Annotated in this window: 14 protein-coding genes; 1 reads left to right on the top strand and 13 read right to left on the bottom strand. The window is 44.0% G+C overall.

What is annotated here, in order from left to right; all coding sequences use genetic code 11:
- Positions 1 to 125: 125 nt before the first annotated feature.
- The 4 genes from MJ612_RS02120 to MJ612_RS02105 form a co-directional block, all read right to left on the bottom strand.
- Positions 126 to 308: a hypothetical protein gene (locus MJ612_RS02120; RefSeq protein ID WP_187028995.1), complete on the bottom strand. Its 183-nt coding sequence runs from the start codon at positions 306 to 308 to the stop codon at positions 126 to 128.
- 113 nt (positions 309 to 421) lie between these two features.
- Positions 422 to 1,210, bottom strand: coding sequence for a hypothetical protein (locus tag MJ612_RS02115; RefSeq protein ID WP_187028993.1), 789 nt, complete (start codon positions 1,208 to 1,210; stop codon positions 422 to 424).
- A 368-nt stretch (positions 1,211 to 1,578) separates the two neighbouring features.
- Positions 1,579 to 2,256: an ABC transporter ATP-binding protein gene (locus tag MJ612_RS02110; protein WP_250419144.1), complete on the bottom strand. Its 678-nt coding sequence runs from the start codon at positions 2,254 to 2,256 to the stop codon at positions 1,579 to 1,581.
- Positions 2,257 to 2,359: 103 nt separating this feature from the next.
- Positions 2,360 to 3,418, bottom strand: a complete 1,059-nt coding sequence (locus tag MJ612_RS02105; RefSeq protein WP_187028989.1) for an AI-2E family transporter — start codon at positions 3,416 to 3,418, stop codon at positions 2,360 to 2,362.
- A 207-nt stretch (positions 3,419 to 3,625) separates the two neighbouring features.
- Here MJ612_RS02105 and sucC point away from each other — a divergent pair, with 207 nt between their 5' ends.
- Positions 3,626 to 4,828, top strand: a complete 1,203-nt coding sequence (gene sucC / locus MJ612_RS02100; RefSeq protein ID WP_187028987.1) for an ADP-forming succinate--CoA ligase subunit beta — start codon at positions 3,626 to 3,628, stop codon at positions 4,826 to 4,828.
- A 152-nt stretch (positions 4,829 to 4,980) separates the two neighbouring features.
- Here the strand turns inward: sucC and MJ612_RS02095 are convergent, their stop codons facing one another.
- The 9 genes from MJ612_RS02095 to MJ612_RS02055 all read right to left on the bottom strand — a co-directional run bounded on the left by MJ612_RS02095 (position 4,981) and on the right by MJ612_RS02055 (position 13,324).
- A complete protein-coding gene (locus tag MJ612_RS02095) occupies positions 4,981 to 5,871 on the bottom strand; it encodes a DUF5777 family beta-barrel protein (protein ID WP_187028985.1) in 891 nt (296 codons plus the stop codon).
- Positions 5,872 to 5,939: 68 nt separating this feature from the next.
- Positions 5,940 to 6,497, bottom strand: coding sequence for a YceI family protein (locus MJ612_RS02090; RefSeq protein ID WP_187028983.1), 558 nt, complete (start codon positions 6,495 to 6,497; stop codon positions 5,940 to 5,942).
- A 34-nt stretch (positions 6,498 to 6,531) separates the two neighbouring features.
- Positions 6,532 to 6,945: an OB-fold protein gene (locus MJ612_RS02085; RefSeq protein WP_187028981.1), complete on the bottom strand. Its 414-nt coding sequence runs from the start codon at positions 6,943 to 6,945 to the stop codon at positions 6,532 to 6,534.
- Positions 6,946 to 6,949: 4 nt separating this feature from the next.
- A complete protein-coding gene (locus MJ612_RS02080; protein WP_187028979.1) occupies positions 6,950 to 7,345 on the bottom strand; it encodes a c-type cytochrome in 396 nt (131 codons plus the stop codon).
- A gap of 14 nt (positions 7,346 to 7,359) precedes the next feature.
- The gene (locus tag MJ612_RS02075) at positions 7,360 to 8,100 is read right to left on the bottom strand and encodes a c-type cytochrome domain-containing protein (protein WP_187028977.1); all 741 of its coding nucleotides are present in this window, start codon (positions 8,098 to 8,100) and stop codon (positions 7,360 to 7,362) included.
- Between the two features lie 406 nt (positions 8,101 to 8,506).
- Positions 8,507 to 9,274, bottom strand: a complete 768-nt coding sequence (locus tag MJ612_RS02070) for a LytR/AlgR family response regulator transcription factor (protein WP_187028975.1) — start codon at positions 9,272 to 9,274, stop codon at positions 8,507 to 8,509.
- Entirely contained in the window at positions 9,255 to 12,161 is a 2,907-nt protein-coding gene (locus MJ612_RS02065) for a sensor histidine kinase (protein WP_187028973.1), read from the bottom strand. The genes MJ612_RS02070 and MJ612_RS02065 overlap by 20 nt, the downstream gene beginning before the upstream one ends.
- 6 nt (positions 12,162 to 12,167) lie before the next feature.
- Positions 12,168 to 12,755: a YceI family protein gene (locus MJ612_RS02060; protein ID WP_187028971.1), complete on the bottom strand. Its 588-nt coding sequence runs from the start codon at positions 12,753 to 12,755 to the stop codon at positions 12,168 to 12,170.
- A 152-nt stretch (positions 12,756 to 12,907) separates the two neighbouring features.
- Positions 12,908 to 13,324 (bottom strand): organic hydroperoxide resistance protein, encoded by a 417-nt coding sequence (locus tag MJ612_RS02055; protein WP_187028969.1) that lies wholly within the window; start codon positions 13,322 to 13,324, stop codon positions 12,908 to 12,910.
- Positions 13,325 to 13,433: the final 109 nt, after the last annotated feature.

Genomic DNA, 13,433 nt, shown 5'->3' with positions numbered 1-13,433 from the left:
TGAACCTGCATCTTACTGTCATTTCAAGTCTTAGCGAGAGATCTAAAGCAGTCTGGGCTATAGTTGACGTTGCTTGCTAATTGAACCTAGCTATAATTCCAAAGTTGCCTGTTATCTTGGGAGCTTTACTTACCTACAGTTCTATAGTTACCTTTGTTGCTCTCACGGCCGGGATTGCTGGATAGGTTCCGCTTACTGGACATAAACTTGCTGAGCAGAAATAAGCATGCTGTTATAAACAACAGGCGCTTAAATTTAGAGACGGTGGTAGTAGAAGTATAATTCATCATTTGATATTTACACTGCATTATGTATGTTTTGACAAACTCTAAATTCTATCTAGGTAAACACAATTTAAAGATTAACTAAATAAAAAAGCCTGCTTCTAATGAGGCAGGCTTTCCTGATATAAGTTCTTTAATTAAGCTGCAGCCGACTGGCCGTCTTCGCGCTCTTCTATCACCTTTTTCAACTTATCGATTGCTTGTGCAGCACGCTCTTCGTCGAAACGGTTAATGTTCAGAAGCATCTTTGTCTTCTCCTGGCGCGTGATCACCGGGTTGTTAAGCAGTCGGATAATCTCTTCTTTCTGCTTAGCTGATGCATAACGCACACTGGTTGAAGGAGCCTCAGCCACTTCTTTATCAGCTGTTGCAGCTACTTCCGAAGCACGCATAGTTGCTTTTTTCTCAGTCGGTACTGCCGGGTTCTTAGCTGTTTTTGCCGGCTCGTTGCCGCTATAATCCATTTCTTCAGCAGGGGTTGGCTCATATCCAGCTGCTCTGATGATCCAGGCCAGAATGTTACGGTATGCTTTACCAATAGCACGTGTCTGCGCCATAGAAGCAATCGCAAATTCCTGGTAATATTTTTTACCCTGCTCTTTATTGGAGCAGATCGCAAAGCCTGCCCCTACTACCTGCTGGCTTCTCAGGTCAAGCAGGTTTACTTTTGCCTGGTATTTTAATTCATCGTCGGTGCTGATATTTACCACATGTTCCACTACAGGAAGTATACCTAAACGTGAACCAGCGTATTGCCAGCCTTCCACGTTCACATACTCTTTACCCTGTATGTTCTGATATAGTCTGTTCTCTTTAATGAACTTCGCCAGGTCTACCGCCAGATGCATGGTTTCATCCGACTTCGCAATGTCATAACTCTCGACCTTAGGCTTCTGTACTTTTAAGTCTTTACTTGGTTGATTCATCTCTATTAGCTTTGTTTGTTTAAGTACAATAATTAAACACACTGGCTAAAGAAATGGTGCAAAAAAAGCAAAAAATTATGTAATTTATATGACTGATTATCAATGAGTTACAAACTTTTTTCTAAAATTTTTAGTACCATTGCTAAAGCTATGCGAGCTTTGGCTAAAAGAGAAAAGGGTAAGAGGTATTTACGAGAGAAAGAGCTGGGGAGTTAGAGAGTTTTGGAGTTAGAGAAGGACGAGTTAGAAAGGTATAAGTTAGAAAATTTGGGAGTTATTGCAGTGTAGAGACGCAATACATTGCGTTTTATACTTTAGCTGATACCACAAGCTAACAATTTGACCTTTAACAATTTAACAATCAGTAATTATCTTTCAGAAAGTACCTCCTGCACAATGAGGCCGTCCTTCATTACTAAGGTTCGGTCAGCCATAGCAGCAAGCTGCTCGTTGTGCGTAACAATCACAAAGGTCTGGTTAAACTCATCGCGTAGCCTGAAGAAGATATCGTGTAGCTCTTTAGCGTTTTTGGAATCAAGGTTACCGCTTGGCTCATCGGCAAAGATCACTTCCGGCGAGTTAATTAAAGCCCTGGCTACTGCCGTGCGCTGTTGCTCCCCTCCCGACATTTCAGAAGGTTTATGATCCAGCCTGTGCGACAGGTTAAGCATCATCAGCAACTCTTTAGCACGCTCAATAACTTCTTTCTCGGGGCGACCAGCCAGGAAACCAGGTAAGCAAACATTCTCTACGGCAGTAAATTCGGGCAGCAGGTTATGAAACTGAAAAATAAAGCCAATATGCCTGTTGCGGAACTTAGCTAAGTCAGAGGCATTATACTTTGCAATGTTCTTCCCTTCAAATAAGACCTCGCCGGAATCAGCATTATCCAAAGTTCCTAAAATGTGCAGCAACGTACTTTTACCAGCTCCTGAAGCTCCAACTATAGAAACCACTTCGCCTGTGCCAATGGTCAAGTTGATACCTTTCAGAACTTCGAGATTACCGTATTTTTTATGAATGTTGGATACCTGCAGCACGAGAATAAAAGTATGGGTATTAAAAGAAACTATGCCAGCATCAAAGCTACAAAATTTTGTTGGAATTGATATCTGTAATTCCGGCAGTAAGCTACGTGTTACGTTACCTTTAGGTTCCTGCTTCTGAAATCAGTCCTTTACCTACTCCATTTTGTTCGAGCACGTCTTTAATGTATAACTCCCTGATAAGTACCATAGCCACGGTAAGTATAGGCGCCGCTAACAGCAAACCAAGTGCACCAAGCAATATCCCGAATAACACCTGGTTAAATAACAGCAAGGCAGGTGGCAACTTAACTGTCCGTTGGAAGATGATAGGCGTGATAAGGTACGTTTCCAGCATCTGTATACCGATGTACATAAGTATAACATACAATGCCGTTTTAGGATCCTGCGTAAGTGCCACCAACGCTGCCGGCACGGCAGCTCCATAAGCCCCGATAGTAGGTATAAATGCCAGAAAAAACGAAAGTACACCCAGCGTAATAGCCAACGGTAAACCCAGCAAAGTATAACCAATAGCAGTGCTCACCCCAATTATAGTCATGGATAGCAACATGGCCAGCAACCATAGCTTAAGCGTTGCATAACACTTAGCCAGTACATCTAGCATGCGGGTACGGTAATGCGGCGCAAAAAGCTTTACAAATCCATGTGTATAGAGCCTTGGGTTTACTGAAAAGAAAAGCGCCGTCATGATAACAAGTATAATGTTGGCCAGCACCCCCAGTGTTGAGGAGAATATGTTGGAAATACGGGATAACAGAGTGCCACGACGAGGCATCAGGTCGGAAGTTTGTGCCGGAATTTCTTTTACTAGGTTACGCCCCCAACTATGGCCAGCTACCCATTCTCTTACCCTAGCAAGTGCTTTGGGTATGGTTTCCCGCATTTCTGAAAGCTGATCGATAACAGTCGGGGCAATAAACCAGCCTATACTACTTATTGCTCCCAGCACCACAACTACTACCAGCAGTAATGCCCAACCACGCCTGAAGTTAAATTTCCGCACTATCCACTCTGTAAGTCCGCAGAAAATTACGGCAAGCAAAATGCCGGCAAATACCAGCAGAAAGAACTCTGCTACTTCTATCAGCAGATAAAATCCGCAGCCAATCAGCAAAACTATAAAAGTGGTAAGCGCAACTCTTCGGTATGTCTGCCCCATAAGCCAATAGTTAAAGATTTCACCTTATACTATGGCAACCTATAAATGTGTTGTGCTGCAGATAACTTAATGTGGTCTCAGAAGTATATTAGCCAGACTGCTGCTGGTGTTTACATACCTTAAACCAGCGTCTAATATTTTAAAAATCCATTACTTGAATTTATAGCTAAGAAGACGTACTTTCGTGCGTCCATTAAAACTGAAAGCATGAACATACACGAATATCAGGGTAAAGACATTTTAAAGAGCTACGGCGTACGCATACAGGAAGGCATCGTGGCTGAAACGCCAGAGCAGGCTGTAGAAGCTGCTAAAAAACTTACTGAGCAAACCGGCACAGGCTGGCATGTTATTAAAGCACAGATACATGCAGGTGGCCGTGGTAAAGGTGGTGGCGTAAAGCTTGCTAAAAACCTTGACCAGGTAAGAGAACTAGCTGACCAAATTTTAGGCATGACGCTGGTAACGCACCAGACGGGTCCTGAAGGTAAACTAGTACAGAAAGTACTGGTAGCACAGGATGTTTACTATCCTGGCGAGTCTCAGCCAAAAGAGTTTTACCTGAGCATTCTGCTTGACCGTGCAAAAGGTCAGAACGTGATCATGGCATCTACTGAAGGTGGTATGGACATTGAAGAAGTAGCTGAGCAACACCCTGAAAAAATCATTAAAGAGTGGATCGACCCTGCTGTAGGTCTGCGTCCTTTCCAGGCTAACAAGATCGCTTTTGCATTTGGCTTGCAAGGTGAAGCTTTCAAGGAGATGGTGAAGTTCGTAACAAGCCTTTACAAAGCTTATGTAGAGTCTGATGCTTCTATGTTCGAGATCAACCCTGTTCTGAAAACTTCAGACAACAAGATCCTGGCTGTAGATGCGAAAGTTGACTTAGACGATAACGCATTATTCCGCCATAAAGAACTTGCTGCCCTGCGCGATGAATCAGAAGAAGATCCGTTGGAAGTTGAAGCAAGCCGCTCTAACCTGAACTATGTGAAGCTTGACGGTAATGTAGGCTGTATGGTTAACGGCGCTGGTCTGGCAATGGCAACTATGGATATTATTAAACTTTCTGGCGGTGAGCCTGCTAACTTCCTTGACGTAGGTGGTGGGGCAAATGCACAGACAGTTGAAGCTGGCTTCCGCATTATCCTGAAAGACCCGAACGTTAAGGCTATCCTGATCAACATCTTCGGTGGTATCGTTCGTTGCGACCGTGTTGCTAATGGTGTAGTAGAAGCTTACAAAAACATTGGTGATATCCGTGTTCCGATCATCGTTCGTCTGCAAGGTACAAACGCTGAAGAAGGTGCCCGCATCATCGACGAGTCTGGCCTGAAAGTTTACTCTGCAGTTGCGCTTAAAGAAGCCGCTGAAAAAGTAAAGCAGGTTTTAGCTGAAGTTGGAGCTTAAGTATAAGCTTACCTATAAAACAAAGAAGGCTGCCGTAATTGGCAGCCTTCTTTGTTTTATAGCTCCTGTACTTTCTCTGTTACCAGTAAAACGAAAAAGCCACCAACCCTGGCGGCCCCTTCTCTAAAACTAAACAACACAACATTTATACTTTATTCTGTTTTTGGTTTCCGGATAGTAAATACCCTTGATACATTAAAACCAAAGTGTATATCGCCTTTACCCCAGTCACCTATAGTTTCGGTCATGAAGCCCGGTTCGATCATAGATGTGGAATTTGTGAAGTGCAACTGAAATACGTGCCCCCCTGTCTCAATATCAAAGCCAATAGCTAACGAATTCTTTCTGTCGGCTGGCAACTGCTCCGGTAAGGCATAATAATACTCTACATTAATAGCCACCCGTTTGGTAAGCTTCTGACGAGCTGCTACTCCGATCAGAATTACATCGTGTGCATCTTCGGCTGTGGGTACCAGGTTGCGGTGCACCACTGTCGGCATAAACTGTAAGGTTGTTCCTTCGCTGAATTTACGCCCAAGTATAAGCTGGTGCGTGTACTCTAACCTGGAGCTGAAGTAATTCTCACGCTCCGGCTGCTGCCATTCAATAGTTTTTAGATAAACTCCCGAAAGTATAGCCAGCGAGATAGGCATTGTTTTTTTGCCGGAACTCTGGCGCAGCAATTTATACTTTACAAAACCGTCGTATACCTTGTTGTGCGAGCTGCGGCCACCTCCTATCATCAGCCTGTCGTTTATACCGTAATCCAGGCCAATTCTTATACTTGCCTGATCCAACCCGAACAGGTTATAAGCACCTGTGTTCAGCATCCCGAAACGGTGCGATATCTTCAGGTCCATTACGCCGCCGGCCACATTCTCCAGCGAATGCCCGTTAATTACGCGCGTAGTTTTAAAACTGGCTTTGGCATATTCGGTGGTTTCTTCTTCCTCCCCCAGCAACGACAGCAGGTCATCCTGGGCGAAACCGGAAGTATAAACCAGCAAACACAGCAGCAACAAAGTATATTTTAGCTTCTTCATGGTCAGGTAAAAATCAGGCAGCTTTAGGGTGGGTGTGTAAGCTGCCTGAGACTTGTCAAGTATAAATTTTAGCCTTTAAGCGGCTCGTAGTTCATGTCTACAGTTACCTTTATCTGCTTGGCAATTTTCTCGCGTACCAGGTTAGGTATGGCAATTTTATAGTCTTCCGGGGAGATGTTAAAAGTAGAAGCAGCATTTACCACTCCGTTCTTCACAATTATAGTTCCGGGAGCTTCAACAGCTTTGGTAACACCATGCAGCGTAAGGTTACCCTTTACGGTTACTTTATAAGTGCCATCCTTCTTGAAGTTAACATCACTTAAGTTGGCAATTGCACCTGAAAAGCTGGCTTTCGGGTATTTACCTGACTCCACATAGTTCTCGTTAAAGTGTTCTTCCATCAGGGCCTTTTCAAACTGGAATGCCTTCATCAGCACGGCAAACTCTAACTTACCGGTCTTAGTGTCGATCACGCTGGTGGTAGTTTTATTATGTGCTTCAATATCTTCCATCGGGGTAGATGAGAAGAAGGAGATCTTACCTGTTTTGGTAAAGAACTTATCCTGGGCCTGCACGGCAGTTGCCAGTAAAACCAGCAGAAGGGTATTAAAAACGATCTTTTTCATAGGATTTATACTTTGGTTTATAGTTTCTATTTTTTTATTTCTCAACTACACAGCGTATCAGCACCACATCCATCAGCACGCCGGTACACACGCCTTTCACGGTTACCTCTTCGCCTTCATTTATACTTCCAGCACTTTCAGCATCAGCTTTCGGAAAGGTACAGATCACTCCGGCCATATCGTTATCGGCATCCAGCGTCAGGTTAATATTGCCTTCATCATCGGGTGTCACAGACTTTACTTTTCCTCTCACGGCTACCACTTTGTCCAGGTACTTCTGGTTGGCAGCAGCTTCGTTCTCGGTAAATTCCTTCAATAATACCGGAGCTTCTACTACAAAATCAGATTCAGCGGAGGCCGTATCGCGGTGCGGTTTGTTGTAAAGCAAAAAGCCAACTATAGCAGCAATTACCGCCGCTGCAAGGGTTATAAGGATAAACTTTTTCATGTTGTTAGTTATTGGGTGCCCCAGCTTCTACCCAGGCTTTTATCTGGTTTATAGTACAGGCAGGCAACTGAGATGCACCTTGTGGCATGGGTGTAAAACCACCAGCGTGTGTCACTGCTCCTATCAACCTGCCATTGTTAGCCACTACCGATGCCCCGGCATGTGTTGAAAGATCGATGCCTCCGCTACCCGCTGCCCCCGTATGGCAGGTAGTGCAGTTGCGTACCAGTATTGGCTGTATGGTCTGGCTAAAGGTTACATTTTCGGTTACACAGGGTGTATTCTGGTATAGCTCCTCTTCCACGTCGTAATAACAGCTTTGCAGGGTGAAGGGCAAAGCCATTATAGTTAGCAGCAGAGCTGCCTTAAAGATGATTCTAACTATGCTCAAGCGGTTCATGCGCTGTTTATACTTTAATTGTTTGGAGATCCGGCAGTTACCCATGCCTGTATCTTGGCAATCTCGCAGGCTGGCAGTTTTGCTCCACCCTGTGGCATAGGCACATAGCCACTGGCATGCGTAATGGCTCCTACTAATCTGCCACTTTTTGCTACTCCCGATGCATCAGCATATAAGGTTAGGTTGATACCGCCTGTAGGTGTTGCCCCACTATGGCAACCTGTGCAATACTTGGCAAAGATTGGTTTTATAGTTCCTGAGAATGTAACATTATCTGTGTTACAGGCTGTGTTATCAGAGCAGGTCAGGTCTTTCGCTCCTTGGGTAATCCATTTCCTTATCAGCGCTATCTGTTCTGAGCTAAGTGGCGCACGAGGTGCCAGTGGCATACGCTCGTCCTCATCATCTTCAGTAATCATCTCGTATAGCTCGCTATCCTCAGGATCTCCTGGTTTAATGTCGGCTGTGCGCATTATACTGGTATAGTCTGTTAGTTGCACACCCTCCTGCTTGGTTGTGGCATCGTGGCAACCGCTGATAGCACAATTAGAAACAAGTATAGGCAGCACATCCCGCTGAAAGTACACTACATTCGGGTCACAATTGTTTGTGCCAGGGCCTGTAGGATCAGTCGGATCTGTTGGGTCAGTCGGTTCCTCAGTTACCAATGGCTCAGGCACATCGTGTTTGCAACTTACTATACTTACCGTAAGCAGCAGACTCAGAAGCATGATCGTTGTTAGTCGGAATTTCATTATCAGATCAAATTTTGCCTGTTTATTCAGCTAGCAGAAACAGCTTTGTTCCTTATTTCTGCATCTAAATAACGGTGTAAATTAAATGTAAGCTAATCAATATTACTGAAACGGAATATTAGCCTGCTGAACAGGAAAATGTGGTTCCTGAACCGGGAAGTGTCAAGCAGTAAAGTTCCTGTTCATCCTTTAAAAAATGTTGCCTGATTCTATTCTCACTGTGAATGTAGTAACTGCCATAAGCTATAGAGTGTCCTGGCCAATTTCCTGAGCTGAGAACACCATATCTATTCAGGGTAACTATAACTCTTGTAAGACTGATGAAAAGCCAGCAATGAAAATAGTGCTTGTTTCGAGTTGTAAATAACTCCCAAACGACAGTGTAGAATTCTGCCTTACTACCCTCCTACTTCCCTACTAACCATTGCTTAAAAGTCGCAGCACGTTCAGTACTAACTATAGTTTCGTGTACAGAAGCCGGGTTTAAATCTATCTTAACTCTGGCTTTGGAGTAACTGTACATGGCATCAATAGCTTTAATATTAATGATAAACTGGCGGTTGATGCGAAAAAAATGTGCCGGATCAAGAATGTCTTCTACTTCATCCAGGTTCTGGTCGATAGGCAGGCGCTTCCCCTCGAAGGTACACAGATGCGTTACCCGTTCCTGAGTATAAAAATAAGCTACTTCAGCTATTTCAACTGTTTTAAGGTGCTGCCCGAATTTAATCACCAGTCGCTTTTGGTAAGCAGACTTAATTTGTGGCTGCAAGGCTTGCAGCAGCAAAGTATAATCAACAGTCGGGGCCGCAATTTTATACTTTGTTTTCTTAAACTTTTCCAGGCTTTGTGCCAGTTCCTGTAGCTTTATCGGTTTCAGCAGGTAATCAATGCTGTTTAGCTTAAAAGCATCAATTGCGTACTGATCGTAAGCGGTTGTAAAAATAACCGGAGCTTCAACTAAGGTCTGCCTGAAAATCTCGAAACTGGAACCATCAGCCAGATGGATGTCTGAAAGTATAAGATCCGGCTGGGGATTATTTTCCAGCCACTGCACGGAGCTTTCAATGCTGTCTGTAACATCGAGCACACGTACGGTAGCATCGAGTTGTTGCAGCATTTTACTGATGCGGCTGGCTGCAGCTGCTTCATCTTCAATTATCAGTACGTCCATCGTCTGCTAAGTCAATTAAAGGTATACTTACGGTAAATAATTCCTGTGTCTGTTCTACTTTTATGTTGCGGGCTCCCAGCAACTGGTAACGTTTCTTAATGTTCTGCAAGCCTATGTTGGTTGAAAGTTCAGGCGTTTGTTTTGGCTGGAAATTATTCTGCACCACCACGTAATCATGCTGTACAAACACATGCACCATCAGCGGCTTTGCCTTGGAAATAACATTATGTTTGATGGCGTTCTCAAGTAAAAGTTGCAGGGTGAGCGGTGGTATTTGTTTGCAGAAAGCATCCTCAGGAACAGCTATACTTACCTGCAGGTTTTCGCGGTAACGCTGCTGCTGCAGGAAAGCATAATCCCGTACCAGATCAAGTTCTTCCCTAAGGGATATCAGATCCTTTTCACGAAGCGTCAGCATCACTCTAAAGAAATCAGACAGCTTTTCTACATACTGCACAGCTGCTTCGGGGTCTTCTTCAATGGTAGAGATCAGCGTATTAAAGCTGTTGAAGAGGAAATGCGGGTTTACCTGGCTTTTCAATGTTTCAAACTGAAACATCACCTTGTCTTTTTCCTGCCTTTCAGATTCCCGCAGGCGCTTTTCACGACCTTTAATGAACAGAAATAAACCGGAAACAGTAGCCAGAAAACTTAATGTATAAAACCAGTAAGTTCGCCAGAAGGGAGGTTTAATTTCAAAAGTATAGGAAACTGCCTTGGCACCTGAAAAATCAGGAGTGGCCGCCGAAGCAACCTGAAATTTATACTTGCCCGGCGGCAGGTTTGGATAAGTTATCGTTTGGTTGCGGGATTCGGTCCAGTTGCGGTCATAGCCCTCTAGTTTCACCTTGTAAATTACATCTTCCGGGTTCTGGTACCAAAGGCCGGTATATTCAAAAGTAAGGTGGTTGTTAGCATGGTCAAATGTGTGGTTCTGTTGCCCCGCCACCGATTTAAAGAAAACCTGCACATCCTGCAGCCTTGTGGATGGTTTAAACTGATCTGTAGCAAAAGCAGGATCATAGCAGAGTAAGCCGTTTTGAGTACCCAGCCAGATACGTCCGTCAGGCCCGGTGCTTACTACATTTAAACCCGGATCAGGCTCGGAGATGCCGGCATCTTTACCGTAAAACAGTACATCCCCGGTTTCAGGATTAAGTACATCTACACCCTGCCGGTTCATCAGCAAAATATTTCCATGTTTATCTGCTGCCATACCTGTTATGTTCAGGTCGTGCAGGCCCTGTTGCAAACTATAGTTCCGGAAAGTTCTGCCATCAAATTTATAAACGCCGGAATTCAGTGTACTGAACCAGATATTGCCTTTTTTGTCTTCGGTAATAGAATAAACCGTTTTGCTTTTAAGGCCATCCTTTCCGGAGAAATTTCTGAATTTGCCGTTCTGTAGCATTGTGATTCCTTTGCCATCAGTTGCAAACCATATCCTGTTTTTAGAATCAATAAATGCCTGATAGATATAGTTTGTGCCTAGTCCGTTCTGCTGTGAAAAATTATGGAAAGTATAATCCGGTTCATCAGCATTACCATTTGCTGTTAGAGTGCATTTAGTAACCCCACCCAATGTTGCCAGCCATAGTTCGTTTGCTTTGCCTGTTATACTTAACACATTCTCGTTTATAAGGCCATTGGTTATACTTAGCTGTTTATATTTACCGGTTTCAGGATTCAGGCGCAACACCCCCTGCCCCATTGTTCCTACCCAGATGTAGCCCCATTTATCTTCAAATAAACTAACTACCTGGTACTTTTCACGGGAACTCAGGTAAACTTCTGTAGCTGCATTTTCAGGCTTTCTAAACAATCCTTCGTCGGTAGCAAACCAGGTACTCTTGTCGCGGGCAGCCAGCACAGCATGTATATTTTGCCGTTTCAGCTCATTTATACTTTTTATCACCGGGTTTGCACGAAGTAAAACAGATGAGTTACTTGCTACCCAGATGTGTCCCTCGGTGTCGGTTAGCAAGTCTGTTACTTTTACCCGTGATGTCTCTGGAGTAACTGGCTTCAACACTTTGCCATCTTTGCTCAGCCACATCAAACCTGTCCCGTCGGTGCCTACCCATGTACCTGTCCGGTGGGGCTGCAGTTGGGTTATACTTCCGTAAGTCCAGTTTATACTTGCAGCAGGTGTGGTAAACTTCTTTAGCTCAGGATTATATTTTGTAAGGCCCGCACTCTGCATCCCGATCAGCATCTCACCAGTTGCCAGGCTTCTAATGGACGTTACAATGTTATCAGGTAGCCCATCATGAGAGTCAAGAACCCTGATATCAGGTGTGTTATGCTGCAATGTGATGATCGCGATACCACGGTCTGTACCTACCCAGATGTTACCTGCTTTGTCAGTGGCTAAAGTATAGGTATAATCATCCGGCAAGCCTTGTTTTGAACCCAGATGGTAGAAGTGTTTGCCTTTACCAAAGTATACACCCTGGCCGTACGTTGCTACCCAAAGTGTTTTGTCATTTCCTTCAATTATAGCGGTAACTGGTGTATTCAGGTGTGCTCCATTATTAATTACAGGTACAAGTTGCTGTCCTTGCTTTTTTACTAGCATGCCATTATCATACCCCACCCATAGTTGCTGCTGTGTATCTTCGTACATAGCCGAAACCGCATGTGCAGCAGAATCTCCGGGAACAGAGAAAGGTTGGTAGGCTGTGCCGGTGTAGCGAAGCAGTCCATTGGAGGTACCTAACCAGATAAAACCTTGTCTGTCCTGGTGCAACTTCCGGACCTTTAAAGGCTGGTTGTTATACTCTACTTCGGTAGTATTAAAATACAGCGATTGCCCCAACACAGATACCTGCGCAAGTGTCAGCAGCAAAATCACCACTAAAAGATTACACCACACGTTTGGCTTCATGGTTACCTACTGTTGCGGCGTAAGTGTGGCGTTTATTTTAACGTTTATCTCTTCTGCAATCTTCTGGTACACAATCTTAGGGATCGTAATATTGTGCTCCTGCAGCGGGACTATAAATTCAGACTGAACAGAGATAGTATTGCCTTTAATTGTTAACGTTGATTTGATAATGCGCTCCACATCCACTCCATGCACGGATAATTTACCTTTAGCCCGCACTGTGTAGGTACCCTCTTTCGTAAAATCAACTGGTTCGATGATTTTGCCTGTAAAAGTGCAGTTAGGATAACGGGAACTCTCCATATAATTTTCGTTGAAGTGCTCACGCTGCAGTGCGCTGTTAAATCCTTCAAAAGACTCATTGGCTACTGAAAAAGCAAAGGTCTGATCATCGGTCCGGATCAAACCTCTTAACTTAGAAGAACTGGCTTCTATCAGTTCCAGGGGAGCTTCTGATTTAAAATGAATGCGGCCTTCTTTAATGCGATACAACTGCGATGCCGGCAACCAGAAGGTAAAACCTGCACTTATAAACACAACGGCGCAACACAGCACCCAGCACCACCAATTCTTCAACAGCATCTGCTTCAGCATTAAAGTATAAATCGCTTGTGAGACTATTTTTATATAAGGAAAAGTTAGTAAAAATAGCAAATTTTATGATCTGCAAAAGCATAAAAAAGCGGAAGCTACCCTCGGTGCAACTTCCGCTTCAAACTTTATGAAATAAGAGTTACTTCGCCAATTTAAACAACCTCTAACTGTACTTCCACATTCCCCTGCACACCTATAGAATAAGGGCAAACCTGGTGGGCTTCTTCTACCAACTGGCGGGCTTTTTCCTTGTCCATTCCTTTCAGGTCTACAGTTAACTGCACTCCCAGTCCATACCTGCCTTCTTCAGATTTTAACAGATCAACGTGTGCCTTTACTGTTGAGCCCGGATCCAGTCGCTCATGATGTTTGCCAGCTACAAGCAGTAGCGCACTCTGGAAGCAAGCTGCATACCCTGCTGCGAATAACTGTTCCGGATTTGTTTTTCCCTTTTCTCCACCCAAGCCTTCCGGTAAAGATAGCGGCATATCCAGTACCCCATCAGATGAAACTATATGACCTCTGCGACCACCTGTGGCAGTTACTTCTGCCGTATATACTTTTTCCATAGTATTGTTTATTTAGTTCATGGTTAGCTTATAAATATAGTTAACCAAAGTTTCAGCTCTAATGTTTTGCATGTCAGAAGTATAGTCATGTCAGGCAGCTGTCATCAGA

The organism is Pontibacter deserti (assembly GCF_023630255.1).
GTDB lineage: Bacteria > Bacteroidota > Bacteroidia > Cytophagales > Hymenobacteraceae > Pontibacter > Pontibacter deserti.
The sequence above is the reverse complement of the archived record's forward strand: the minus strand, read 5'-3'. Positions and strand labels throughout refer to the sequence as shown.

Coding starts and splice junctions, on each gene's coding strand:
- MJ612_RS02120 (WP_187028995.1), bottom strand. CDS start 308: ATGCAGTGTAAATATCAAATGATGAATTATACTTCTACTACCACCGTC.
- MJ612_RS02115 (WP_187028993.1), bottom strand. CDS start 1,210: ATGAATCAACCAAGTAAAGACTTAAAAGTACAGAAGCCTAAGGTCGAG.
- MJ612_RS02105 (WP_187028989.1), bottom strand. CDS start 3,418: ATGGGGCAGACATACCGAAGAGTTGCGCTTACCACTTTTATAGTTTTG.
- sucC (WP_187028987.1), top strand. CDS start 3,626: ATGAACATACACGAATATCAGGGTAAAGACATTTTAAAGAGCTACGGC.
- MJ612_RS02095 (WP_187028985.1), bottom strand. CDS start 5,871: ATGAAGAAGCTAAAATATACTTTGTTGCTGCTGTGTTTGCTGGTTTAT.
- MJ612_RS02090 (WP_187028983.1), bottom strand. CDS start 6,497: ATGAAAAAGATCGTTTTTAATACCCTTCTGCTGGTTTTACTGGCAACT.
- MJ612_RS02085 (WP_187028981.1), bottom strand. CDS start 6,945: ATGAAAAAGTTTATCCTTATAACCCTTGCAGCGGCGGTAATTGCTGCT.
- MJ612_RS02080 (WP_187028979.1), bottom strand. CDS start 7,345: ATGAACCGCTTGAGCATAGTTAGAATCATCTTTAAGGCAGCTCTGCTG.
- MJ612_RS02075 (WP_187028977.1), bottom strand. CDS start 8,100: ATGAAATTCCGACTAACAACGATCATGCTTCTGAGTCTGCTGCTTACG.
- MJ612_RS02070 (WP_187028975.1), bottom strand. CDS start 9,274: ATGGACGTACTGATAATTGAAGATGAAGCAGCTGCAGCCAGCCGCATC.
- MJ612_RS02065 (WP_187028973.1), bottom strand. CDS start 12,161: ATGAAGCCAAACGTGTGGTGTAATCTTTTAGTGGTGATTTTGCTGCTG.
- MJ612_RS02060 (WP_187028971.1), bottom strand. CDS start 12,755: ATGCTGAAGCAGATGCTGTTGAAGAATTGGTGGTGCTGGGTGCTGTGT.
- MJ612_RS02055 (WP_187028969.1), bottom strand. CDS start 13,324: ATGGAAAAAGTATATACGGCAGAAGTAACTGCCACAGGTGGTCGCAGA.